Origin of the sequence: Rhizobium sp. BE258 (assembly GCF_031457345.1) — a bacterium.
In the GTDB taxonomy this organism is placed as follows: Bacteria; Pseudomonadota; Alphaproteobacteria; order Rhizobiales; family Rhizobiaceae; genus Rhizobium.
Genome location: NZ_JAVDWL010000001.1, coordinates 241771 through 266487 on the forward strand (window position 1 = coordinate 241771; position 24717 = coordinate 266487).

A 24717-nucleotide genomic window follows, 5' to 3' on the forward strand; every position below is an offset into this window, starting at 1 on the left:
TCCCCGCTGGGGAGAAGGGAAAAGAACCAATATGCCGGCCATGGAACGAGAAATGGCCGCGGGAGGAATGGCATGGCCGAGGAAATGGAAACCGAGCGCCCTGATCCGCGCGAAGACGGCAGACGGCCGCCGCGGGCGGTGGTCGGTTCGCACCGAATCGAAGAAGAGATGTTCGGTACCGCCTTCGACGGCAACATCGTCAAGCGCATCTGGACCTTCGTCGATCCCTACAAGGACAAGATCATCTGGTCCGTCGTGGCGGTGCTGACCTTCACGGCCATGCAGCTGCTGATCCCGCTGATCATCCGCTACGCCATCGACCACGGCATGCGGCAGGGCGGCAGTTCCAACGCGCTCACCTGGTCGATCCTTGCCTTCCTCTGTGCCATCCTCGTCAATTATGCTGCCAGCTATGCGCAAGAGACGCTGGTGGGCGGGGTGGCCGAAAACGTGCTCTTCGATATGCGCAAGGCGATGTTCTCGCATCTGCAGCGCGTCTCGCTCTCCTTCATGGACAAGACCGAAGTGGGCCGCCTGATGTCGCGGCTGCAGGGCGACGTCAACTCGATGCAGGAGTTTCTCGAAACGTCGGTCCTGTCCGTCGGCGATATCTTCCTGCTCTTCGGCATCGTCTTCGTGATGCTGTATCTCGATTTCAAGCTCGGATTGCTGACGCTGTCGGCCCTGCCGGTGCTCTTCGTCGTCCGCCTCTTCTGGCTGCCGCTGGCGCGCAAGTCGTTCATGGCAGCACATGAAACGAACTCGGTGGCGAACGGCGCGCTGGCCGAGGCGATCCATGGCGTGCGCGCAGTCCAGAGCATGGACCGCCAGAGTGTGAATTTCACGCTCTATGACGACAAGGCCCATGCCAACCTTCTCACCCATCTAACGGCAGCGCGCTATGCGCAGGTGATGGTCCCGATCGTCGACAGCCTGACGGGCGTTGCTATGGCCCTCGTCATCGTCGTCGGCGGGGCACGTGTCCTGAACCAGGCGCTTGACGTCGGCGTGCTCGTCGCCTTCCTCTTTTATATCCAGCGCTTCTTCGACCCGATCCGTTCGCTGACGCTGCAATATTCGGTGATGCAGCGCGCCATGGCCTCCGGCCAGCGGCTGACAGAGGTGCTGGACGTTCCCGTCGACATCCAGGACGCCCCCGATGCCAAGGTGCTTTCGCGAGATATGGACGGCTCGGTCGAATTCCGCGACGTGGTCTTCGGCTACAACCCGAAGCATCCGGTGCTGAAGCATGTGAGTTTCCGCGTCAATCCGGGCGAAACGGTTGCGCTCGTCGGACCGACAGGCTCTGGCAAATCGAGCTGCATGTCGTTGATCCATCGCTTCTACGATGTGCAGCAGGGCCAGGTGCTCGTCGGCGGCAATGACGTGCGGGATCTGACGCAGGATTCACTCGGCGACCAGATCGCCATGGTTCTGCAGGAGCCTTTCCTCTTCACGGGCAGCGTCTTTGAAAACATTCGCTATCACAAGACAAATGCCACCCGCGAACAGGTGATCGAGGCGGCCAAGGCCGTCGGTGCGCATGATTTCATCATGCGGCTGGCAGAAGGCTATGACAGCATTCTCGGTGAGCGCGGCGGCAATCTCTCGCTCGGGCAAAGGCAGCTTCTGTCCTTCGCCCGCGCGCTCGTCGCCGATGCGAAGATCCTCGTTCTCGACGAGGCGACGGCCAATATCGACAGCTATACCGAAATGCTGATCCAGAAGGCCCTGGTGAAGCTGCTGGAAAACCGCACCGGTCTCGTCATCGCCCACCGTCTCGCGACGATCCGCGAAGCCGACCGCATCATCGTGCTGCAGAACGGCGAGCTGATTGAAAGCGGCAATCACAGTGAACTGATGAAGAACGGGAAGCTCTATTCCCGGCTCTATAATCTCAACTACGCGTCTTTCGACGATATTCCCGAAGACGTGCTCGAAGAGACGGCATCAGGCAGCTCGGCGACATAAAAGGCACGAAGCATGGCGTCGCCTGCCTCGTGCCCATCAGCACCATGGAGCTATCAGATATCCGCCCTGACGGCCTGCCGCTGGTTGCCGAGCTTTTCGATGCCGAGCTCGACGATATCGCCTGGTTTCAGATAGCGCGGCGGCTTCATGCCCATGCCGACGCCCGGCGGCGTACCGGTCGAGATGATGTCACCGGGATGCAGCGACATGAACTGGCTGAGATAGGAGACCAGATAGGCGGCGCCGAAGACCATGGTATTGCTGGAGCCGTTCTGCATGGTTTCACCGTTGACCTTCAGCCACATCTTCAGGCCTTGCGGATCAGGCACCTCGTCCTTGGTGACGAGCCAGGGACCGGTCGGGCCGAACGTGTCGCAGGACTTGCCCTTGGTCCACTGGCCAGAGCGCTCGATCTGGAAGGCGCGTTCGGAGACATCGTGGATCGTGCAGTAGCCGGCAACATAGTCGAGCGCATCGGCTTCGCTGACATATTTCGCCGTCTTGCCGATGACGATGCCGAGCTCGACTTCCCAATCGGTCTTCTCCGAGCCGCGCGGGATGACGAGATCATCATTGGGGCCGACAATCGCCGAGGTGGCCTTCATGAAGATGATCGGTTCGGGGGGAACCGTCGCACCGGTCTCGGCAGCGTGGTCGGAATAGTTGAGACCGATGCAGATGAACTTGCCGGTACCGGCAACGCAGGGGCCGAGCCGCGGTGTTCCCTCGACAACCGGCAGCGTGCTGGTGTCGAGCCGCGACAATTCGGCGAGACGATCGGGGTTCAGGGCCGCTCCGGCGAGATCGCCAAGCTGGCCGGAGAGATCGCGGATCTTGCCGCCGGCATCGAGAAGGCCGGGCTTTTCCTGGCCGGCTTCACCGTAACGAAGAAATTTCATGCGGATTCCATTCCTGTGTCGGTTCGAAGGTCAGATGGTCCAGCCGCCGTCGATGGCGTAGGCCTGACCTGAGGTATAGGTGGCGCCGGCGAGATAGACGGCGAGTTCGGCGATCTCTTCGGGTGAGCCCAGACGGCCCATCGGCTGGCGCGAGATGAAGGCGGCGCGCGCCGTCTCGTAATCGCCCTGCGCCTTCATGCGATCCTGCAGCGACGGGCTCTCGACCGTGCCGGGGCAGATGGCGTTGCAGCGGATGCCCTGCGCCACATAATCGGCAGCAACAGACTTCGTGAGACCGATGACGGCAGCCTTGGTGACGCCGTATGCGAAGCGGTTCGGCACGCCCTTGATGCTGGATGCAACGGAGGCCATGTTGATGATCGAGCCGTCCTTGCGCTCCAGCATGCCGGGCAGCACGGCGCGGATGGTGCGGATCATCGCCTTGACGTTGAGATCGAGGGCAAACTCCAGATCGGCGTCCTTCATCTCGAGGATTGAACCGGCATGGACGAAGCCGGCGCAATTGAAGAGCACGTCGATCTGGCCGATCTCTGAGACCAGCGCATTGACGGCGGCTTCGTCGAGAACGTTCAGCTTGTGGGTCGCAATCCCGGTTTCGGCAGTCAGCTGCGCCAGTGCATCGGTGTTGATGTCTGTGGCATGTACGATGGCACCAGCCTGCTGAAAGGCGATCGCCGAAGCGCGGCCAATCCCCTGCCCTGCGGCGGTGATCAGAACGGTCTTGCCGGTCAAATCCTGTGACATGATCTTATCCCTGTTTCTGTTGGCGCTCGACGAGCAGGATATGGTCTGCGGCCAGCACCACTTCATTGCGCTGGTTCAAAACCTCGCAGCGCTCGACGACGCGGCCCATATCCGGCCGCTTCGGATCGTCTTCCTTGGCTGAGATGGTCACCCGTGTACGGATCGTGTCTCCGATATGGACCGGGCGGACGAAGCGCAGCCGGTCGTAGCCGTAGGAAAAGGCGACGGGGTTGATGAGCGTCGCCGTTAGGCCGATACCGATCGAGAAGACCATCGTGCCATGGGCGATACGCTGGCCGCCCGGCAGCGTCTTGGCGAATTCGGCGTCCATGTGATGCGGAAAGAAATCGCCGGTATGCCCGGCATGGACGACGAAATCCGTCTCGGTAATCGTGCGGCCGATCGTCGTGCGCGACGCGTTCAGTGCGTAGTCTTCAAAATGGATGATCTGTTCCGACATCGGTCTATTCCTTCGGCAGCGGGCTGAGCGGGGTCGCCGGGCTGGCACTCGATTGATAGGCTGCTTCGACCAGCGCCATGGTCTGCCAGCCGTCCTCGACGGCGCCCACGAGCCTGTCGTCTTCGCCCGAAGCGAAGCGCTGGAGGTTCGCCATGCGGTTGGCGAAGGCATCGGGGAACCATGTGCCTTCGAGCGGCACGGAGACCCAGTCGCTGGCGCCCTCCGTCTTAATCCAGAGCTCGTCCGGCTCGCCGCGTGGATAGTCGAGATTGACTCCAAGCTTCAGGTAGGCGGCCCCGTTCGTCCCCGATATCCGGAACTCGCAAGCCTGGAAGCGGCGGCCGAAATCGTGGTCGTGGTTGATCGACAGGGCGCAGCGGATGCGATCGCCATAGTCGAGGATCGCAGCCGTGCGGGTCTGCGCCACGTCATGGTTCGGATGGCCGATGGTCTTGGCGTGAACGCCGAGCGGATTGCCGAGCAGGTCCCTGACGACATCGAGATAGTGGATCGAATGCATGGCGATCTCGATGCGCGGCAGGCCCTTCAGGAATGGCCAGAGCCCCCAGGGGGTCGCCAGCGCCAGCCAGGCATCGAAATCGACGACCTCGCCAAGATGACCCTTGGCGATCGCATCTTTCAACGCCAGCATCATCGGCGCGAAGCGCAGCTGGAAATTGACCGCAGCCTTGATGCCGCGGGCGCGGCACAGCCTCAGGATCTCGGTCGCCTCATCGAGATTGCTGCCCATCGGCTTCTGCAGCAAAGCAAAGGAGCCCTCCGGCAGTTTAGACAGGATGGCGGCATGGGCCGCGGGTGGCGTGGCGAGATCGAAGATCGCGCCTTCGGTTTGCAGTGCTTCGCTCTCGGAGGCAAAGGCTTTCGTGCGCCATTGCTCTGCCAGCGCGCTGGCCTTGGCGAGATCGGGATCGAAGATCCCGGCGACCGGGAATCCGGCCTTCATGTACGCCGGCAGATGGGCGTCGCCGACAATGCTGCCCGCGCCGAAGATAACGATCGGGCGCGGCTTGGCCGGACGCGGCCAGGATTGCTGCAGACGATTGGGATCGAAGACTTCAGTCATGATGGAAGACCTCCTCCATCGTCGCCCACCATTCGCCGGGCTTGCGCGTTTCCAGCGGCTGTTGCTGCGGCATGCAGACGGCCCACCATTCCTTGTTCTTCGGGTGATCGGCCATCTTCGCCATATCGGCCGCAAAGTCGCTGCCGGTATATTCCCAATAGCCGAAGAGCAGATTTTCCGGCTCTTTCAGGAAGATCGAATAGTTGCAGATGTTGCATTCCGAGATCAGCGCCAGGATCTCCGGCCAGACGGCGGCGTGCAGACGCTTGTACTCGGCGATCTTCTCGGGCTTCAGCCCGACAACCATTCCCATACGCTGCATGGCCCGTCTCCTCAGCCGCGAAACTCTCGGGTGAATTCCTTGATCGACCGCTCCTCGATCGCCTGCCAATCCCAGCTGATGCCGAGGCCCGGTTCGGACGGGGCAATCGCCCGGCCGTCGCGGATTTCCATACCCTTGGTGGTCAACTGGTCGAGCTGGGGAATGTATTCGACATATTTGCCATTTTGCACCGCGCAGACGAGGCTGACATGCAGCTCCATCAGGAAATGCGGGCAAACCGGAATGTCGAAGGCTTCTGCCGCATGGGCGACCTTGAGCCAGGGCGTGATGCCGCCGATGCGGGCGACATCGACCTGGACGATCGAGCAGGCGCCCTTCTGCATATATTCGCGGAAATGCCGTATCGAATAGATCGACTCGCCGACGGCGATCGGCGTGGTGGTCGAGCGCGACAGGCGGATATGGCCGTCGAGATCGTCGGCGGGGAGCGGCTCTTCGATCCAGGCGAGATCGAGCTCCTTCAACCGGGCGGCACGGCGGATCACCTCATCGACCATAAAGCCCTGATTGCAATCGGTCATGATCTCGAAGCCATCGCCGACCGCAGCACGCACAGCCGACAGACGTGCATAATCCTCCGAGCCATGCGGCTTGCCGATCTTCACCTTGGAGCCGGAAAAGCCCTTCGACTTTGCGAGAAGCGCATCTTCGACCAGCGCTTCCTTCTCGATATGCAGCCAGCCGCCTTCGGTGGTGTAGAGCGGGCAGCTGTCCTTGGCGCCACCCGCCAGCTTCCAGAGCGGCAGGCCCTGCTTTTTCGCTCTGAGATCCCAAAGCGCGGTATCGACGGCGGCAAGCGCCAGCGCGGTGATCGCGCCGATCGTCGTGGCGTGGGTCGCGAACTCCATCTTGCGCCAGATCGCCTCGATGCAATCGGCATCCTCCCCGATCAGCAGCGGAACGAGATGATCCGACAGCAGCCGCATGATCGACGATCCGCCGGTGCCGATCGTGTAGCTGTACCCAATCCCCGTCGCGCCGTCGGAATCCGTGATCGTGACGATCGGCGTTTCCTGGCTGACGAAACTCTGGATGGCGTCGGTGCGTTTGACCTTGGGAGCAAGGTCGACCATCCGGATGTCAATTTTCTCGATGCGGGCCATGTCTCTCTCCCCTCTCAGATCGCCAGTGTCTTGCCGGTGTCGGCGGCAAACAGATGCGCCTGTGACAGATCGAAGCTCATCCTGATCTGCTCACCGGTTGCCAGCGCCCTCGGGTTCAGCATGCGCGCCACCCATTCGCGGCCGGCGAATTCGACGAAAACCAGCGTCTCGTTGCCGAGCGGCTCGGTGATGACAACGGGCAGGCTGATCTCACGAACCGCAGATGTGCTGTCCGAGACCAGGCCGTGGCCGGTCGGGAACAGGTCATCAGGGCGCAGACCGAAAGTGACCTTCTGCCCATGCGTGACGGCATTCCTGAACTTCGGCGGCAGCGGAAGGCGATCGCCATTGGCGAAGACGATGCTGTCGCCATCGACGGTGGCATCGAGGATATTCATCGGCGGCGAGCCGATGAAGCCTGCGACGAAGCGGGTCGCCGGGCGCTTGAACACCTCGTCGGGCGTTCCGACCTGCTCGATATAGCCATCGCGCATGATGACGATCCGGTCGGCCAGCGTCATTGCCTCAACCTGGTCGTGGGTGACGTAGATGACCGTCGCCTGGACCTTGGCGTGCAGCTTCTTGATCTCGGTGCGCATCTGCGTGCGCAGCTTCGCGTCGAGGTTGGACAGCGGCTCGTCGAACAGGAAGACCTCGGGGTTGCGAACGATGGCGCGACCCATGGCGACGCGCTGCCGCTGGCCGCCGGAAAGCTGCGCTGGCCGCCGGTCCATCAGCGCTTCAAGGCTGAGAATGGCGGCCGCCTCGTTGACGCGCTGGTCGATCTCGGGCTGCGGAACCTTGGCAATCTTCAGCGAGAAGCCCATGTTCTCGCGCACGCTCATGTGCGGATAAAGGGCATAGGACTGGAACACCATCGAGATGTTGCGGTCGCGCGGCGGCAGATCGTTGACGACGCGTCCGCCAATCTCGATATCGCCGCCGGAAATCGGCTCGAGGCCTGCGACCATGCGCAAGGTCGTGGACTTGCCACAGCCGGAGGGACCGACGAGGGCGATGAATTCCTTGTCGGCAATATCGAGATCGATACCGTGGACGATTTCGAGGGCGCCGTAGCGCTTGACGAGTTTTTTAAGAGAGACCTGAGCCATGGGAAATCAACCTTTGACCGCGCCGAATGTCAGGCCGGACACGAGATGCTTCTGAATGATGAAGGTGAGCGCCAGCGCCGGAACGATCATCACGACCGCAAGCGCACACATGCCGCGCCAGTCGATGGTGAATTCCGCCGTATAGTCGAGGAGCCCGACTGGGAGTGTCTTCGAATTGACAGAGCGCGTCAGCTGCGAGGCCAGCGCATATTCGTTCCAGCAGGTGAGGAAGGCGAAGATACCTGCCGACGCAATGCCGGGACCGGCCAGCGGAAACTCGACCTTCCAGAACGCCTGCCAGCGCGTGCAGCCGTCGATCTGCGCGGCTTCCGCCAGATCCTTCGGCACCTGCCGGAAGAAGCCGTCGATCAGCCAGATCGTGAAGGGCACGTTGAGCGCCACATAGGTCAGGATCAACCCGAAATGCGTATCGATGATGCCGATGCGCGAATAGACGATGAAGAGCGGCAGCGAGAGCGCGATACCAGGAACGGAGCGCGTCAGCATCAGGCCGAGGAAAGTTGCCGACTTGCCGGCAAAGCGGAAGCGCGCGAAGGCATAGCCACCGGACATGCCGATCACCAGCGCGATGACGGTCGAAGTGATCGAGATGATCAGCGAGTTGCGGAAGTAGTCCCAGATCGGAATGCCGCCCTTGCCGATGCCCGAGAACATGGCTCTGTAAGCATCGAGCGACAGTTCGTTGGGAATCCAGACCGGCGGCTTGGCCATGATCTCGACCGGCGGACGCAGCGAGCTGAGGACGATCCAGAAGCCCGGCAGGCAGATGATGAGCATCGCCAGAAACAGGCCGACGAGATAGAAAACCTGGCCGATACGGCGGCGCAGACGTTGTTGAGCGTTGCGATCCATGATTACCACTCCGCGCCGATTTGGGTGCGGGCGAGCGCCAGCTTCCGGAAGAAATAGACGGTGAAGCCGATCGACAGGATGATCGAGACATAGGCCATGGCGTTGGCAAGGCCCATCTGCGCATCGGCATAGGCGGTGCGGCCGACCAGTGTCCAGAGCAGTTCCGTGCGCCGCGCCGGGCCGCCATCGGTCATGATCTTGACGATGTCATAGGCGCGCGCGACGTCGAGCGAGCGGATGGTCATGGCGATGAAGGCGAAGGGCATCAGGAACGGCCAGATGACATAGCGGAAGGTCTGAAGCGGCGTGCAGCCATCGACGCGGGCCGCCTCGACCGGCTCCTGCGGCATGGCGAGCAGGCCCGAGAGGATCAGGATCGCGAAGACCGACGTCGATGACCAGACCTCGGCGACGACGATCGAGAACAGCGCCAGATTGCCGTCGATCAGCCACGGGATCGCATTGTCGGTCAGTCCGAGCGCCTGCAGCGCATTGTTGATCAACCCGACATTGTCGTTGAACATGAACTTGAACTGGAAGCCGACGAGCACGGGCGAGAACATCATCGGAAACATCATCAGCGTGCGCAGCACGCGCTGACCCATCGTCGCCTTGTTGACGAGCAGCGCCAGGCCAAGGCCGAGCAGCATTTCCAGATTGAGCGCAATGGTCAGAAGCACGACGGTGCGGACGAAGGCGGCGAGGAAAACGGGATCGGTCAGGATGCGCACGTAGTTGCGCAGGCCGACGAAGACATAGAGCGTCTGCGGCCGGGTCAGGCGGAATGGCGTGAAACTGGAATAAAGCGAAAGCAGCAAGGGAACCAGGACGACTGCGACCAGCACGACGATCGCCGGCAGGAGCAGAAGAATGGGCGTCGGAATTTTTTTCAACATCGAGTGACCTGTCCACACCTGATAGGGCGCCGGGACCGCAAGAGGGAGCGCGGGAAGCGTTCCGGTCTTCCAAAAATGAGGCCCCGCACCCGTTGCCGGATGCGGGACCTGTTATGACAGGATTAGAGGGCGCCGGCGTCCTTGAGGATGCCGGTTGCCTTTTCGGCAGCCGCATCGAGCGCTTCCTTGGAGGTCTTGTCGCCGAGGATGGCCGACTGCAGCTCCGGATAGACCGCGTTGGAAATCTCAATCCACTCAGGCGTGCGCGGAACCGGGAAGGCGTGCTTCATGGCTTCCTGGAAGGCGCCGAGGGCTTCCTTCTTGTAAGGATCGCTGGCAGCCTGCTGGATATCCCAATCCCAGACAGCCTTGCGGGTCGGCAGCGTGCCGTTTGCCGCTTCGATCTTCTGCGAGTCCTCGTTGGTGAGGAACCAGACGAGCGAGGCCGCAGCATCCTTATGTTCGCAGGCTTCGGTGACCGAGAAGCCGTGGTGACCGGACCAGCCGGTCCGCTTGCCGGACGAACCGGCAGGCTGGACGATCACGCCGACATTACCGGCAATCTTGGAGTTCTTCGGGTCGTTGAAATAGGCGGCCCAGCCCGGCCAGTCGAGATCGAGCGCCACGGTGCCGGACGCAAAGCCCGCGCCGAGGTCGTCCCAGAGATAGTTGGTGGTGCCGGCCGGAACGGCCTTCGCCTTGTACATGTTGACGAACCAGTCGAGCGCACGAACACCGGCTTCGGAGTTGAACGCAGGCTTGCCGTCCTTGTCGAGATATTCGCCGCCTTCGGCGACCAGCATTTCAAAGAAGCGTCCGTTGATCGCTTCTTCCTTGCCGGGGAACTGCGTGCCGAAGAAATTCGGCGGATTGGCGAAGAAGATCGCCTGATCCGAAACCTGCTTCCAGGTGTCCGGCGGCGTCAGATCGTAGCCGTACTTTTCCTTGAAGGCCTTCTTCTTGGCTTCGTCGGTGTAAAGGCTCTTCTGGTAATACAGCGCCGAAACGTCGAACTGGGCGCGCGGCAGCATCACCAGCTTGTCGTCGATCGTCGAAGCCGAGATCGTAGAGTCGACAAATTTGGCGATTTCTTCCGCGGGCAGAAGCGGCTTCAGATCGGTGTAGAGGCCTTCGTAGATCGGCGCGAAGGACGAGTGGTTGGAACCGACGCACCACTTGATATCGCCGGACGCGATATCCGACTTCATTTCCTTGTCGAGCTCGAAATAGTTCTTCTTCGAGAGCACGTTGACCTTGGCGCCGGTCGCCTTTTCCCATTCGGCAATGCGTCCGTAGAGCGGCTCGTACTGCTGTCCGCCGATCAGCTTGGCATCGATCGTCACGCCTTCGAACTTGCCGGGCAGGTCCGCAGCATTGGCAGAGCATGCAAACAGCGAAATTCCAGCCGCGAGGCTGGCTAGCAATCTTTTCATATTCCTCTCCTCCACAACGGCGATCTTGATGAGTTCGCCGACTCTCCTCACATATGAGTTTTATGTTTATATACAAACGACAAGAAAGTTCCGGCGTCAAGCGGAACTTTCCCTTCTCGAATGGTTCATCTGCGTATATGCAACTATCATTCATGGGAGATCGCACATGGACATGGACGACGCAGACCGTTACCGCGCGCCCGCGCTCGACAAGGGTCTCGATATTCTGGAACTGCTCGCCAGCGTCGAGGACGGCCTGACGCAGGCCGAGATATCGAAGCGGCTCGATCGCAGCCCGAACGAATTCTACCGGATGCTCGACCGCCTGGTGCGCCGCGGCTACGTCACCAAGCTGGAGGGCGACCGCTTCGCGCTCACGCTCAAGCTTTTCGGCCTGTCGCAGCTTCACGCGCCGACAAGGCGCCTGGCATCCTTCGCAACGCCGCTGATGCGCGATCTTGCGCAAAAGACCCGCCAGGCCAATCATCTTGCCGTTTTCGACCGCGGATATGCCGTGGTCATCGCCCAGCAGGAAGCGCCTGATTACTGGGGCATCTCGATCCGCGTCGGCTCGCATGTGAACCTTTTCGACACCGGCTCCGGCCATGTGCTTCTGGCCTTCCGAGATGCCGAAGAGCGTGAACTGATGATCTCGGAGCACGTCCGCAGCAAGGACGATCCCCGCCTGACGCCTGACTTTTACGAAAGGCTCGATCATATCCGCGAGCGGGGATACGAGATGATGGCCAGCGCCCAGACGGCCGGCGTCTATAACCTTTCCGCGCCGATCATGGGCCCCGATGGCCGGGGCATTGCCGCCCTGACCTGCCCCTATATCGCGCTGGTTAATGCGCCCAGCGCGCCCGACATCACCCGGACGATCACTCACCTGCAGAAGACCGCCGAGCAATTGTCGCTGTTGGTCGGATCGGACGTCAACGTCGCGCCCTGAGCGCGTTCCATTCATCGCAAAACGCGGAGGACGCTTTGCTTATCGATACCCATCTGCACCTGATCGACAGGTCGAAACTGACCTATCCCTGGCTCTCCGGCGTCCCGGCTCTGGACAGGGATTTCCTCTATAATAGCTATGCGGCAGAAGCCCGCCGCTGCGGCATCGATGCGGCGCTTCACATGGAGGTGGATGTCGATGCCGGGGAGATGCAGCGCGAAACCGATGTGGTCAGGGATCTTTCGGACACCAGCGGCCAGCTGATCCGCGGCGCCATCGCCGCCTGCCGTCCTGAGGACGAGAGCTTTGCCGGCTATCTCGAACGGCAGACGGCTGATCCCTTCGTCAAAGGCTTTCGCCGGGTGCTGCACGTCGTTCCTGACGAACTTTCAGAGGGTGCAGTGTTTCGCGAGAACATCAGGCGCATGTCCGGCTCGCGGCTGACCTTCGATATCTGCGCTCTACCGCATCAGATGAACCGGGTTTTGGCGCTCATCGACCTCGCACCCGAGGTTCAGTTCGTCCTCGATCATTGCGGTGTTCCGGCGATCAGCAGCGGCGCCTTCGACGTCTGGAAGGACGGCATTCGCGAGGTCTCCAGGCGGCCGAACGTCGTCTGCAAGGTATCGGGCGTCGTGGCCTATGCCGATGCAGAGACCTGGGATGTCGAGACCCTTCGGCCCTATATCGAGCAGGTGACGGCGAGTTTCGGCTGGGACCGCCTCGTCTGGGGCAGCGACTGGCCCGTCTGCACGCTGGGCGGCGGGCTTTCCACCTGGGGTGCGACCACGCACGCGCTGTTTGCAGGCAGCAGCGAAGCGGAGCGAACAAAGGTCTTCTCCGCCAATGCGAAACGGCTCTGGAATCTCTGATAGCAGGCTCGCCCTGGCGCTCTCATCCCAGAGGTAGGAGCGCCAGGGCAGCTCCCTAGAAGCTGGCGGCAAACAGCCTATTCAGATCGGCAACGATTGCCGCGGCACTTTCGCCACTCTTCAATCCGGCATTCAACCTGTCAGATCCCTGCTGCTGGAACGCCATGTAGCCATCGTGCCGCGGACGGACCCAGGCGCCTTCCAGCGTTGCGCGCGTGCCGCGATAGAAGTCGGCCGTTGCCAGATTGACCGCGTCGTCTTCCCATGCCGCCGCATGGCCCGTCTGCCCGCCGGCACTGGCATAGAGTCCACGCTGGACGCCTGCGGCCGCAACCCAATAGGCAAAATCGACCGCCTCCTTGGGATTGCCTGAAAAGGCCGAGACAGCGATGCCCGTGCCGCCCAGGGCCGAGCCGGCAGGCCCGAGATGACCGGCAACGGGAATATCGGCAAACTTGATCAGCCGATCGCGGAAACCCGGCATCGAATAGCTGACATAGCCGTAGATCAGCGGCACGCAGACGATCCTGCTATCGGCAGCCGCCATCTGCTCGAAGACGGCGATCGGATCCATCTCGAAACAGGCGGGGTCGATCAGCGCGGATATTTCACGCATCATCTCGACGGTTTCAGCACCGGCTTCAGGGTCGATCAACTGCCCAGCCTGTGTCTGGCACGGATGCCCGCGGTTGGCCGACAGGGTGTAGAAAGTCATCAGCGTGTGCGGCGGGCGAAGCGGCAGAAGCACGCGTCCGTCCCTCGCCAGCGCGATGACCTCCTCCCAGGTCGCTGCCGCTTGCGCCAACTGGTCGGGCCGGAACGCCTGGACCTGGGTCGCCGCATCGATCGGGAATGCCCATTGATGTCCCTGCCAGAGATAGCTCGGATAGGAGGCGCCGACGCTGCCGTCTTCCAGCGCCTCGCGCTCTTCCTCGCGCCCGGAAACGTCGAGCGGCAGAAGGCATTTCTCATTGGTGATCTGCCCGACATGCGGGTGATCGATGACGATGAGATCATAGGCGCGCGCCAGATCTTCAACCGGATAGGTCTCGAAATCCTGCAGCGAACGCTTCTCCCAATGGACCGCCACACCCGTCTGCTCTTCGAAGAGCCGCGAACAGGCCACCATCGGATCGTAGCCGCGCGGATGGCTCCAGGTCATGCCTTTCAAGGTAACCTTGCTCACAGGCCGAACTCCTCGCGAATGGCCGCGCTATGCTCGCCGATCCGGGGGGCAGCGCGCTGGAAGACCGGGCGGGCGCCATCGACGCGGAGCGGCGAACGGGTCGTCAGGATCGAGACGTCGTCTTCGCGCGTCACCGTCTGCAGCATGTCGAGCGACTTGAAACCGTCGCTGTCCATCAGCTCGTTCCAATTCAGCACTTTTGCGCACCAGATATCGGCCGGCTCCAGCACTGCCAGCCACTCGTCGATTGTCCTGGTGGCGATCTGCTTGGCGATCAGTTCCTTGATGCCATCGCGCTGCAGGAACCAGCTGGACGGATCGTCGCGATAGGGGTCGAGCTCGGGCATACCGAGGAGATCGGCAAGCTTCGGGATCGGCGTCATGGCGATCGCCAGATAGCCGTCCGAGGCGGCGTAAACACCATAGGGAGCGGCGAGGTAAGCATGGGCGCTGCGGAAGTTGGAGCGCTTCGGCAGCCGTTTGCCGTCGTTCAGATGGGTGGTCAGCACCTCGAACTGGAAATCGACAAGTGCCTCGAGCAGGCTGGTCTCGACGAGCGCGCCCTTGCCGGTGATGCCGCGGCGCACCAGCGCTGCAAGAATGCCCTGGCAGGCAGCCGCTCCCGCCAGCATGTCGCCGATCGCCAGCCCGAACGGCACGGGACCCTGGTCCTCGTCGCCGTTCAGCCACATCACGCCGGAACGCGACTGGGCCAGCAGATCCTGGCCGGGACGTTTCACCCACGGACCCTCATCGCCATAGCCGCTGATCGACGCATAGACGAGGCGCGGATTGATTTCCTTGACCGCATCGTAGTGAAGACCGAGCCGCTCGATCACGCCGGGGCGGAAATTCTGGATCATCACATCCGCCTTCAAGAGCAGGGCGCGCAGCGCCTTCAGGTCACTCTCGTTCTTCAGGTCGATCGCCAGGCTTTCCTTGGCGCGGTTGATCGCGTGGAAGATCGTCGAGTCGCCGCCGATTTCGGTGTCGCTGAGATAGAGCCGGCGCGAAAGGTCGCCGCCGTCGGGCCGTTCGACCTTGATGACACGCGCGCCGAGATCCATCAGGCGCAGTGAACAGTAGGGGCCGGAGAGGAACTGGCTCATGTCGACGACGACGAGGCCGTTTAAGGGAAGATCGCTGGATTGCGTCATTGCATCTTACTTTTCTGTCTTACCGGCGAAGTCGGCCGGGTTCTTGTACTTCACGGTTTGCAGATGCTCGCAGTAGAGCACCAATTCGCCTTCGCCCTTGAAGACCTCGTAGCTCGCGCGGATGAGGCCGAGCTCCTTGTAGCGCGGGCGTTTGTCGAGGTTCGTTCGGATCGTGTAGATCGTATCGCCGATGAAAACGGGTTTGATGAAGCGCAGCTTGTCATAGCCATAGGAAAAGGCGTTGACGCAGTTGGTGGCAACAAGGCCAAGCCCTGCCGAGAAGACGAAGGCGCCGGCGACGAGACGCCGCCCGAATACACCTTCCTTTTCCGCAAACATCTGATCCTGCACATAGGGATGGATGTCGGTCACCAGCACATTGAAAAGGTGGCTGTCGCTCTCCCCGATCGTGCGGCGGAGCGAGCGGATCTTCTGGCCCTCGGGCCAATCCTCGTAAAACCAGTTCTCGGCATTCCATACCGGCAGATCGGCATGCGCTTGCGGCATGTCGGACGGATGGGTGGACGAAATCCCGACTGTCGGCGCCTGTGCCACGATCACGCCTCCTCCCGGCCATGAATTTTCTTATGTGAAGATTATTTTCACATATGGGTTATCTTTGCAAGAGCTGTCGATTGTGCCAAGACACACTGGAAGGTCAGCGCCGGCACGGCCGGTGCAATATCGGCAGCGAAATGCTGATGATGTCAGGCAGGTTCATCGACGGCGGCGTGCCGATGTGTATAAAGACGATAGCGGCGCGGCTCCCCGCCGGCGCCGCCGCCAATTTCCAACCAGGGTAGCGCTTGCCGTCCGCCGGCGGCTCGCGCTTCTCGATCAATCCAAGCAAGCGACGCTCTGCGACAACGAGATTCTGGACACAAACATGCGCCTTACGGATTGCCATAACTTCCACGACTTCCGCCGTCTCGCGAAGCGCCGCCTGCCCGGCCCGATCTTCAATTACATCGACGGCGCGGCTGACGACGAGGTGACCTACCGGCGCAATACGGCATCCTTCGAAAGCTGCGATCTGCTGCCGAGCGTGTTGCGCGGGGTTACCGATGTCGACATGTCCGTGACGGTCATGGGCCAGCGCCTGGCAATGCCGGTCTACTGCTCGCCGACGGCGCTGCAGCGGCTCTTCCACCATGATGGCGAACGCGCGGTAGCGCGGGCTGCGGGCAAGTTCGACACGATGTTCGGCGTTTCCTCGCTCGGTACGGTCAGCCTCGAAGAAGCCCGGCGGATCAGCGGCGCGCCGCAGGTCTATCAGTTCTATTTCCACAAGGACCGCGGCCTGAACCGCGAAATGATGGCCCGCGCCAAGCAGGCCGGCGTTCAGGTGATGATGCTGACCGTGGACAGCATCACCGGCGGCAACCGCGAGCGCGACAAGCGGACCGGCTTCTCCATCCCCTTCCGTCTGAATCTCGCGGGCATCGCACAATTCGCGGTCAAGCCGGGCTGGGCACTCAACTTCTTCACCCACGAGAAATTCAAGCTGCCGCAGCTCGACAGCCATGTGGACATGGGCAGCGGCACCATGTCGATCAGCCGCTATTTCACCGAGATGCTCGACCCCGCCATGAACTGGGATGATGTCGCCGATATGGTGAAGACCTGGGGCGGCCAGTTCTGCCTCAAGGGCATCATGACCGTCGAGGACGCCAAGCGCGCCATCGATATCGGCTGCACCGGCATCGTGCTCTCCAATCACGGCGGCCGCCAGCTGGATGGCTCGCGCAGCGGCTTCGACCAGCTGGCCGAGATCGTCGATGCGGTCGGCGACAAGATCGACGTGATGATCGATGGCGGCGTGCAGCGCGGCACCCATGTTCTGAAGGCGCTTTCGCTCGGGGCCAAGGCCGTCGGGCTCGGCCGCTACTATCTCTTCCCGCTGGCCGGAGCCGGCCAGGCGGGCGTCGAGCGCGCGCTAACGCTGATGCATGCGGAACTCGAGCGCGGCATGAAGCTGATGGGTTGCTCGTCGATCGACCAGCTCACCCGCGCGAACATCCGCTTCCGCTAATCAGGGCCTTCCCGTTCACGATTGAGAGAGCAAGCGTTGTGTGTGACGGCACAGCGCGATAGATCTGGCGTTGTCTTTTGAAATGGAGGATTTTCAATGGATTATCGCAAGCTCGGTCCGAGCGGCACGATCGTGACCGCCTATTGCCTGGGGACCATGACATTTGGCGCAGAGTCGGATGAGGCGACCTCGCACAAGCTGCTCGACGACTATTTCGCCTGGGGCGGCAATTTTATCGATACCGCTGATGTTTACAGCGCCGGCGTTTCCGAAGAGATCATCGGCCGCTGGCTGAAGGCGCGCCCGGCGGAGGCAAAGCAGGCCGTGATCGCCACCAAAGGCCGCTTCCCGATGGGTGACGGGCCCAACGATATCGGTCTGTCGCGCCGCCATCTTCACGATGCGCTGAATGCATCGCTGAAGCGTCTCGGCGTCGATTATATCGATCTCTATCAGATGCATGCCTGGGACGCGCTGACGCCAATCGAGGAGACATTGCGTTTCCTCGACGACGCCGTTTCGTCTGGCAAGATCGGCTATTACGGCTTCTCGAACTATGTCGGCTGGCATATCGCCAAGGCCTCGGAAATCGCCAAGGCGCAGGGCTATACGCGGCCGGTGACGCTGCAGCCGCAATATAATCTGCTGATGCGCGATATCGAACTCGAGATCGTCGCCGCTTGCCAGGACGCCGGCATGGGCCTGCTTCCCTGGTCGCCGCTCGGCGGCGGCTGGCTGACCGGCAAGTACAAGCGTGACCAGATGCCGACGGGTGCAACGCGCCTCGGCGAGAATCCGAAGCGCGGCGGCGAGGCCTATGAGGCCCGCAACGCGCAGGAACGCACCTGGAATATTATCAGCACGGTCGAGGAAATCGCCCGGGCACGCGGTGTCAGCATGGCGCAGGTGGCACTTGCCTGGGTCGCAACTCGCCCGGCCGTGACCTCGGTCATTCTCGGCGCCCGCACCACGGAACAGCTTGCCGACAATCTCGGCGCAGCCAAGCTGACGCTTTCGGATGAAGAAACGCAGCGGCTGACCGACATCAGCGCCCCGACGCCCGGACAATATCCCTACGGCGTTAACGGCACCAACCAGCGCCACCGCAAGCTGGAAGGCGGACGCTGACAATCGAAGGCGGCGTCAGATCCTGACGCCGCTGGTTTCGTCGAAGAGATGTAGGTGCTGCGGATCGACGGTCACACCGATTGTCTCCCCCGCATGTGCGCCGCTGCGGCCGGTCTGGACGATCGTCATTTCGGGCGTGGTTGCCGTCGCGACGAAGGTCGATGAGCCCGTCGATTCCACAAAAGCGACAGGCACATCGAAGGTCCCCTGCCCCTCCCCGGTGATACAGAGATGTTCTGGCCGCAGCCCCGCCGTCACCCTCGTGCCCGGCTGCAGCTGATGGTTGGAAGCGATGGTTTGCTTCACCGTTCCGAAATCAAGAACCAGGCTGCGTCCGTCTTCGCCGACGATTGCCGGGATAAAGTTCATCGCCGGCGAGCCGATGAATCCGCCGACGAACTTGTTGGCCGGCCTGTCGTAGAGATCGAGCGGTTTGCCCTGCTGCTCGATGATACCCTCGCGCATGACGACGACATGGTCGGCCATCGTCATGGCTTCGATCTGGTCGTGCGTCACATAGACCGACGTCGCATGAAGCCGGTCGTGTAATGCGCGGATTTCCTTGCGCATCGAAACACGCAATGCAGCATCGAGATTGGACAAGGGTTCATCGAACAGGAAGGCCTTGGGATTGCGGATGATCGCCCGGCCCATGGCAACACGCTGGCGCTGGCCGCCGGAGAGCTGGCGGGGATACCGATCCAGCAGGCCTGTCAGCCCGGCGATCGTCGCGACTTCCTGCGCCTTGCGCTTGGCCTCCGGCTTCGGGACCTTCCGCATGCGCAGCGAGTAGGTGAGATTCTGCTCGACGGTCATATGCGGGTAGAGCGCGTAGGACTGGAAGACCATGGCGATATCGCGCATGCGCGGCGGCACATCGTTCATCACGTCGCCGGCGATCTTCATCGTGCCGCCGGTGATCCGTTCGAGGCCGGCAAGCGAGCGCAGCAGCGTCGATTTTCCGCAGCCGGAAGGGCCGACCAGCGCCACGAACTGCCCCTTCGGGATCGTCAGATTGATATTCTTGAGGGCATGATAGGCGCCGTAATGCTTCTCGATTCCGGAGAGTTCGATCTGGATGTCCTGGTTCATGCGAGGCGACCTGTAATTGGAACGGAGAGCGGATTGTTCACGAGCATCATTTCACGGCTCCCACGGCAATGCCGCGCGTCAGAGTGCGCTGGAAGATCAGGAAGAAGATCAGGGTCGGCGCAATGCCGAGCAGGGCCGCGGCAGCCGTCGTTGTCGGTGTCTGCACGAACTGGCCGTTCAACACGCCCATCGAGACGGAAACCGTCTGGTTGACGTTCGAGACCAGCAACACCAGCGGCAGCAGGAACTCGTTCCACGTCCAGATGAAGAAGAAGGTCGCCAGCACCGCAAGCGTCGGCATCAGCATCGGCACCACGATGGTCCAGAGGATTTTCCAGGGCGTCGCGCCATCCATCTCGGCGGCCTCGATGATCTCACGCGGGAATGCGGTCATGACCGACGAGAGAAGATAGGTGCCGAAGGCGCTCTGCAGGACCGAGAAGACGATGATCACCGACCAGATCGTGTCGAACAGTCCGACGGCCTTGGAGAGATAGTAGATTGGATAGATCAGCGATTCATGCGGGATCATGATGCCGACGAGCAGGATCGTCAGCATGTATTTGCTGCCCTTCACCTTGCCGATACCGAACGCATAGGCATTCAACAGGCTCAGCAGCACGGCGATAACGGCTGTTGACGCGCTGATGATCGTGCTGTTGATCAGCTTCTGCGTGAAATCGACATTGTTCCAGAACGTCTTGAGTGCGGTCAGGTCGAAGCTTCGAGGAATGGCGAGCGGCCCGTAGGTGCCGTAGTCCTCAGGTGTCCGGATCGCGTTGGTGAAGGCCAGCACGAAGGGGCACAGGAAGAGGATAAGCGCGAAGGAAATGGCGGCAAGCACCCACCAGCGCGATGATCCATACATCGACCCGGTCGATGCCGCATGCGCCGGCCGGCCGGCCGTGTCGAGGGAGATCGCTGCTTCGCTCATCGATCGTTCTCCGTGTGACGCGACTGGATGCGAATGAAAATGAAGCAGATGACGAGGGTCATCAGCATCTGCGCCGTGGTGATGGCCGCACCATATCCAACGCGGTTGGTGGCGAAGAATTCGTGGTAGGACATCTGCGACGGCACCATTGTTGCGTTGTCGGGTCCGCCAGAAGTCAGCACGAAGATCGGCGCGAAGACCTTGAGCGCAGCGATGGTCGTGGTCAGGCCGACGACGAAGATCTCAGGTTTCAAGAGAGGCACGGTGATCGTCCAGAAGCGCTGCAGCCAGGCAGCGCCATCGAGTTCTGCCGCCTCTTGCAGCGAAGGATCGACACGGGCCAGGCCCGACATGAAGACGACGAGGCAATAACCGAGCTGCAGCCAAACCATGACGACCATGATCGCCCAGAGCGCCAGCTGCGGTTCGCCGAGCCAGTTTTGCTTGAGGCTGCCCATGCCGGTTGCATCGAGGATGGCGTTGATGATGCCGAACGGGTTCAGCATCCAGCCCCAGAGAATGCCGGCGGCCGAGACCGGCAGGATCTGCGGCAGATAAAAACCGGCCCGGAAGAAGCTGGCAAGCGCGTTGGAAAATCGCGAACTGATGTAGTCGAACAGAAGTGCGGCCAGAAGAACGCCGATCGCGGTCGGGATGATTGCCATGGCGAAGACGAAGGCTGCCGTATTGACCAGCGAATGCCAGAACGTATCGTCCGTCAGCAGCCGTTCGTAGTTGCGCAGACCGGCGAACTTCGGAATGCCAATGCCCTTCCACGTCGTGAAGCTGATCATCAGATTCATGACGAACGGGATGAGAATGATGGTCACGAAACCAAGCATTCCGGGTATCAGGTAAAACCAATAGACCCTGCCCGGCTGTGCGTCCGCGGATGCGCCCGACATATTTCCTCCGGCTTCATTTGAGAGGGGAAGCAGGGCGCCGTGGCGCCCTGCCGGTCAGGATGACTTACTGGTCGCCCTGCACTTCGTCGTAGGGTTCCTTCAGGCGTTCGGCGAATTCCTCGGGCGTGACCGATCCGCCGATGACAGCCTGAGTGGCCTTCAGCATGACGTCGTAGTAGCCGGGAACCGGCCAGTCCGGATAGAAGCCGAGGCCATTCTGGGCGACGAGCTTGTTGAAGAGCTCGACCTCGATCTTGCCGACCGGATCGGTGACCATGGCCGGATCTGCGGCGATCGGCAGACCGCCGGAATTGCCGAACAGCGCCTGATTATCCTTCGACAGCGTGATGTCGATGAAGTCGTAGGCGAGGTCCTTGTTCTTGGCGTTCTTCGGCACGACCCAGATATTGCCGGTCGATGCGGGCGAAATGACATTGCCCGGGAACAGGAACTGGCTGGCCTTGAAGTTCTTGATGGCGCCGAACTGGGCACCGTACCAGGTACCGGTCACAACCATCGGAGACTTGCCGGTTTCGAAGAGGTTCGCCATGTCAGGCGCCTTGAGGCCGGTGGAATCCTTGGAAATATAGCCCTTCTTGACCCACTCCTGCAGTTTCTGGCCGGCATAGACGAAGGGGGCCGTATCGAGCGGCGTGCGGATCGCCTGGAAGTCGTTGACCCACTTCGGATCGGCCTTCGACAGCGCGAAGAGATACATCAGATGCTGGGCCGGGTAATCGTTGGCGGCCTCTGCGATCGGCGTGACGCCCTTCTTGACGAAGACGTCCATCACCTTTTCCATCTCTTCGAGGGTCTTGGGAACCTCGACGCCGGCTTCCTTGAACATGTTCTCGTTGTAGAACACCGAGACGAATTCGCCGTAATTGGCAACGCCGATCAGCGGACCGTTGCCGTAAATGCCCTTCTCGTCATAACGGCTCAGCTGGTTGCTGGCATCGGAGAGAACCTTGTCCCAGCCGCGCTGCTTGGCAACGTCGCCGAGATCGGTCAGCAGGCCCTGCGATGCGGCGAGACCGGCAACGGCATTGCCCTTGTTATATTCCATCAGATCCGGCGCTTCGACCGAATTCAGGATCATGGTGCCGGACTTGGTGATCTGGTCGAAGGTCTTCAGCTCGAACTGAACTTTGACGTCGGGATGCTTTTCCTGGAAGGTTTCAAGCGCCTTCTTCCAGGTGATGCCGGCGGCACTCGCCGCGTCTTCATACCACCAGATCTTGAAGGTCTTGTCCTCGGCATGGACGGTCGTGGACAGCAGCATCGAAACGCCGAGCGCCAACGCCAGTTTTGATATCGCTTTCATACTTTCCTCCCAAAAGCGGCCATGCCGCGAAAGCTTAAATGATCGCGTTGCACGCCTGGCCTCCTCCGCCCGCGCACGCCGCACGATAGGTCAGTCAAACCGGATCGGCAACAAAATCGCCGCCCCGGGCATGCTTTAGGTGGTTCAGCGCATGAACCTGGCCGGTCATCTCCAGCGCATCGCGGTAAACAGGGTCATGCCAGCCTTCGATATCGATCGAGCCGGACCAGCCGGCGAGCCGGAGCTCGGAGATGATATCTGTCCAGTTGCTGTCGCCGAAGCCCGGCGTACGCATAAGGACAAACTTCTCCTTGCCGAAGATGCCGTGCTCCTTGATCACATCCCAGCGGATCGTCGCGTCCTTGCCGTGAACGTGGAAAATCTTCGAGGCCCATTTGCGGATCTGCGGCAGCGGCTCGATCAGATAGACCATCTGATGGCAGGGCTCCCATTCGAGGCCGATATTGTCATCGGGCGTCTCGTTGAACATCAGTTCCCAGGCATCGGGGTTATGAGCGATGTTCCAGTCACCGGTCGCCCAGTTGCCATCCATGGCGCAGTTTTCGAAGGCGATCTTGACGCCCTTGTCGGCGGCGCGCTTGGCGAGATCCCCGAAGATCTGCTTATAGCGCGGTAGGCTGTCGGTCAGCACCTTGCCGCGGATGCGGCCGGTGAAGCCGGCAACGCAGGTGGCGCCGAAATGATGGGCGTTGTCGATGCAATCCTTCCAGCCCTGCAGCGTCTGCAGGTCGATGTCGGTCTCTTCGAGCGGGTTTCCGAACATGCCGAGGGTCGAAATGGTGATGTCGCGATCGCCGATCGCATCCAGCGAGCGCTTGCCGAGTTCGGCGAGATCCTGGCCGTTGGTCGTCTGCCAGAAAAACGGCTCGAAACTTTCGAAACCCATATCGGCGATCTGGCCGATGCGCTTGTCGGCGCCGCCATTGGAGGCGCTGATCATGGTGCCGATACGGATGGACTTTGCGGGGTTGCTCACGATCTCATGTCCTATGCTGAAATTTCAATGCGCTTGCCTGTCTTGGCGCTCTCGATGGCGCCGAAAACCATGGCAAGACTTCTGATATTGTCGGAACTGACGGTCTCCGGCCGTTTGCCGGAGCGGATGGCCTCGATGAAACTGGCGATGACGCTGGCATGGCCATGCGTCTCGTCGTCATGCTCGGGCTGCGGAACCTCGACGGCGCTGAAGCCATGAAGCAAGCCCGGCTCTGCGCCCGAAACGGCGGCGCTGAAATTCTCCGCGCCGTCCCAGGTCAGCATGCCCTTCGAGCCGACCAGCCGCCACTCGCTTTCCCAGCTGGTGCGCTCGCCTTCGGCGCACCACGAGCCGCGATAGGTGAAGATCACATCGTCGGCAAACTCGAATGTGGCATTGGCTGAGGCGCCATGACGGTACCACGAGCCCTTCGGGTTCTTCTCGACGCAATAGACGGCCAGCGGCTTCTTGCCCGCCACATAGCGGGCGGCGTCGAAGGTATGGATCGCCATATCGAGCAAAAGGACATTGTCCATCTCCTCGCGGAAGCCGCCGAAATGCGGCGCGATGAAGAAGTCGCAATGAATGCCGGTCAGATCGCCGATCGCCCCGCTTTCGACGAAGCGGCGCATGCGGCGTACGCCCGAAATGAAGCGGCGGTTCTGGATGATGGCGTGGATCTTGCCGGCATCGGCAGCGAGATCGATCAGCGCTGCACCTTCGGCAAGCGAGGTCGCCATCGGCTTTTCGCTGAGCACATGGCAACCAGCCTTCAGGGCCGTGGAGACCACATTGAAACGGGCGGCGGGAATGACGACGTCGAAGACGATGTCGGCCTTCGTCTGCTTGATCACATCGCCAAGGTCGGCGCCGATGACAGCATCGCTCAAGCCGAACTCGGCAGCGAGCGTTTCGGCAACAGCAGGGTTCAGGTCCACGAGGGCCTTGATTTCGATCGCACCGGCCAACGCCGGCGTGTCCTTGATTGCCCGCAGCCAGCCTTTCGACATGGCTCCGCATCCGCATAAAACGGCATTCAATGTCACGATTTCCTCCCGCGGCGCGCTTCCCGTCTCCTCCAGAAGCGCATCCCGTAAACGTTTACGATACTATTCGGAAAGGTTTCCTGCTGTCAAGGCACCGGTAAATTAGAAAAAATGCTGCGGAAAACACCAGTGAAAGCCGGCGCTTAGGCTGGT

25 protein-coding genes are annotated in these 24717 nt (G+C 61.3%); 5 read left to right on the plus strand and 20 right to left on the minus strand.

All coding sequences use genetic code 11. From position 1 onward, the window contains the following. Positions 1 to 72 precede the first annotated feature (72 nt). Positions 73 to 1971 (plus strand): ABC transporter ATP-binding protein, encoded by a 1899-nt coding sequence (locus tag J2X43_RS01255; RefSeq protein ID WP_112538736.1) that lies wholly within the window; start codon positions 73 to 75, stop codon positions 1969 to 1971. 53 nt (positions 1972 to 2024) lie between these two features. On the opposite strand, the gene J2X43_RS01260 is transcribed toward J2X43_RS01255, so the two are convergent. From J2X43_RS01260 to J2X43_RS01305, 10 genes are all read right to left on the minus strand, one after another. After that, positions 2025 to 2870 carry a fumarylacetoacetate hydrolase family protein gene (locus J2X43_RS01260; RefSeq protein WP_112388950.1) on the minus strand — a complete coding sequence of 282 codons (846 nt, stop codon included), beginning with the start codon at positions 2868 to 2870 and terminating at the stop codon, positions 2025 to 2027. 30 nt (positions 2871 to 2900) lie between these two features. Further along, positions 2901 to 3635 (minus strand): SDR family oxidoreductase, encoded by a 735-nt coding sequence (locus J2X43_RS01265; protein ID WP_112388949.1) that lies wholly within the window; start codon positions 3633 to 3635, stop codon positions 2901 to 2903. A 4-nt stretch (positions 3636 to 3639) separates the two neighbouring features. Continuing rightward, entirely contained in the window at positions 3640 to 4095 is a 456-nt protein-coding gene (locus J2X43_RS01270) for a MaoC/PaaZ C-terminal domain-containing protein (RefSeq protein WP_112388948.1), read from the minus strand. Positions 4096 to 4099: 4 nt separating this feature from the next. Beyond that, positions 4100 to 5179: a Gfo/Idh/MocA family oxidoreductase gene (locus J2X43_RS01275; RefSeq protein WP_310290196.1), complete on the minus strand. Its 1080-nt coding sequence runs from the start codon at positions 5177 to 5179 to the stop codon at positions 4100 to 4102. After that, positions 5172 to 5501, minus strand: coding sequence for an L-rhamnose mutarotase (locus tag J2X43_RS01280; protein WP_310290198.1), 330 nt, complete (start codon positions 5499 to 5501; stop codon positions 5172 to 5174). The genes J2X43_RS01275 and J2X43_RS01280 overlap by 8 nt, the downstream gene beginning before the upstream one ends. Before the next feature lie 11 nt (positions 5502 to 5512). Then, positions 5513 to 6625, minus strand: coding sequence for a mandelate racemase/muconate lactonizing enzyme family protein (locus tag J2X43_RS01285; protein WP_310290201.1), 1113 nt, complete (start codon positions 6623 to 6625; stop codon positions 5513 to 5515). 14 nt (positions 6626 to 6639) lie between these two features. Beyond that, the gene (locus J2X43_RS01290) at positions 6640 to 7737 is read right to left on the minus strand and encodes a sn-glycerol-3-phosphate ABC transporter ATP-binding protein UgpC (protein WP_310290203.1); all 1098 of its coding nucleotides are present in this window, start codon (positions 7735 to 7737) and stop codon (positions 6640 to 6642) included. A gap of 6 nt (positions 7738 to 7743) precedes the next feature. Then, positions 7744 to 8610 (minus strand): carbohydrate ABC transporter permease, encoded by an 867-nt coding sequence (locus tag J2X43_RS01295; protein WP_112598508.1) that lies wholly within the window; start codon positions 8608 to 8610, stop codon positions 7744 to 7746. Positions 8611 to 8612: 2 nt separating this feature from the next. After that, a complete protein-coding gene (locus J2X43_RS01300; protein ID WP_112516510.1) occupies positions 8613 to 9506 on the minus strand; it encodes a carbohydrate ABC transporter permease in 894 nt (297 codons plus the stop codon). A 122-nt stretch (positions 9507 to 9628) separates the two neighbouring features. Beyond that, positions 9629 to 10939, minus strand: a complete 1311-nt coding sequence (locus J2X43_RS01305) for an extracellular solute-binding protein (RefSeq protein WP_310290208.1) — start codon at positions 10937 to 10939, stop codon at positions 9629 to 9631. A 166-nt stretch (positions 10940 to 11105) separates the two neighbouring features. Here J2X43_RS01305 and J2X43_RS01310 point away from each other — a divergent pair, with 166 nt between their 5' ends. Further along, positions 11106 to 11891 (plus strand): IclR family transcriptional regulator, encoded by a 786-nt coding sequence (locus J2X43_RS01310; RefSeq protein ID WP_310290211.1) that lies wholly within the window; start codon positions 11106 to 11108, stop codon positions 11889 to 11891. Positions 11892 to 11926: 35 nt separating this feature from the next. Next, positions 11927 to 12763 (plus strand): amidohydrolase, encoded by an 837-nt coding sequence (locus tag J2X43_RS01315; protein ID WP_310290213.1) that lies wholly within the window; start codon positions 11927 to 11929, stop codon positions 12761 to 12763. Positions 12764 to 12818: 55 nt separating this feature from the next. Here the strand turns inward: J2X43_RS01315 and J2X43_RS01320 are convergent, their stop codons facing one another. The 4 genes from J2X43_RS01320 to J2X43_RS01335 form a co-directional block, all read right to left on the minus strand. Further along, positions 12819 to 13925, minus strand: coding sequence for an extracellular solute-binding protein (locus J2X43_RS01320; RefSeq protein WP_310291250.1), 1107 nt, complete (start codon positions 13923 to 13925; stop codon positions 12819 to 12821). 20 nt (positions 13926 to 13945) lie between these two features. Further along, the gene (locus J2X43_RS01325; RefSeq protein ID WP_310290216.1) at positions 13946 to 15106 is read right to left on the minus strand and encodes a CaiB/BaiF CoA-transferase family protein; all 1161 of its coding nucleotides are present in this window, start codon (positions 15104 to 15106) and stop codon (positions 13946 to 13948) included. Positions 15107 to 15112: 6 nt separating this feature from the next. Beyond that, on the minus strand, positions 15113 to 15613 hold the full coding sequence (locus tag J2X43_RS01330) for a MaoC family dehydratase (protein WP_112598618.1): 501 nt from the start codon (positions 15611 to 15613) through the stop codon (positions 15113 to 15115). Between the two features lie 151 nt (positions 15614 to 15764). Further along, complete coding sequence (locus J2X43_RS01335; protein ID WP_148194277.1) at positions 15765 to 15956, minus strand: hypothetical protein; 192 nt, start codon at positions 15954 to 15956, stop codon at positions 15765 to 15767. Positions 15957 to 15992: 36 nt separating this feature from the next. Here J2X43_RS01335 and J2X43_RS01340 point away from each other — a divergent pair, with 36 nt between their 5' ends. Together J2X43_RS01340 and J2X43_RS01345 are read left to right on the plus strand one after the other, a co-directional pair. Further along, the gene (locus tag J2X43_RS01340; RefSeq protein ID WP_112389062.1) at positions 15993 to 17138 is read left to right on the plus strand and encodes an alpha-hydroxy acid oxidase; all 1146 of its coding nucleotides are present in this window, start codon (positions 15993 to 15995) and stop codon (positions 17136 to 17138) included. A gap of 96 nt (positions 17139 to 17234) precedes the next feature. Beyond that, positions 17235 to 18266, plus strand: coding sequence for an aldo/keto reductase (locus J2X43_RS01345; RefSeq protein ID WP_310290219.1), 1032 nt, complete (start codon positions 17235 to 17237; stop codon positions 18264 to 18266). 15 nt (positions 18267 to 18281) lie between these two features. Here the strand turns inward: J2X43_RS01345 and J2X43_RS01350 are convergent, their stop codons facing one another. The 6 genes from J2X43_RS01350 to J2X43_RS01375 all read right to left on the minus strand — a co-directional run bounded on the left by J2X43_RS01350 (position 18282) and on the right by J2X43_RS01375 (position 24564). Next, the gene (locus J2X43_RS01350) at positions 18282 to 19358 is read right to left on the minus strand and encodes a sn-glycerol-3-phosphate ABC transporter ATP-binding protein UgpC (protein WP_310290223.1); all 1077 of its coding nucleotides are present in this window, start codon (positions 19356 to 19358) and stop codon (positions 18282 to 18284) included. Between the two features lie 46 nt (positions 19359 to 19404). After that, the gene (locus tag J2X43_RS01355; protein ID WP_310290226.1) at positions 19405 to 20292 is read right to left on the minus strand and encodes a carbohydrate ABC transporter permease; all 888 of its coding nucleotides are present in this window, start codon (positions 20290 to 20292) and stop codon (positions 19405 to 19407) included. Further along, positions 20289 to 21197 carry a carbohydrate ABC transporter permease gene (locus tag J2X43_RS01360; RefSeq protein WP_112388935.1) on the minus strand — a complete coding sequence of 303 codons (909 nt, stop codon included), beginning with the start codon at positions 21195 to 21197 and terminating at the stop codon, positions 20289 to 20291. Before J2X43_RS01360 ends, J2X43_RS01355 begins: the two co-directional genes overlap by 4 nt. A gap of 64 nt (positions 21198 to 21261) precedes the next feature. Continuing rightward, positions 21262 to 22521, minus strand: coding sequence for an extracellular solute-binding protein (locus tag J2X43_RS01365; protein ID WP_310290231.1), 1260 nt, complete (start codon positions 22519 to 22521; stop codon positions 21262 to 21264). Between the two features lie 94 nt (positions 22522 to 22615). Next, positions 22616 to 23518 (minus strand): sugar phosphate isomerase/epimerase, encoded by a 903-nt coding sequence (locus J2X43_RS01370; RefSeq protein ID WP_310290234.1) that lies wholly within the window; start codon positions 23516 to 23518, stop codon positions 22616 to 22618. Between the two features lie 11 nt (positions 23519 to 23529). After that, entirely contained in the window at positions 23530 to 24564 is a 1035-nt protein-coding gene (locus J2X43_RS01375; RefSeq protein ID WP_310290237.1) for a Gfo/Idh/MocA family oxidoreductase, read from the minus strand. Between the last annotated feature and the right edge of the window lie 153 nt (positions 24565 to 24717).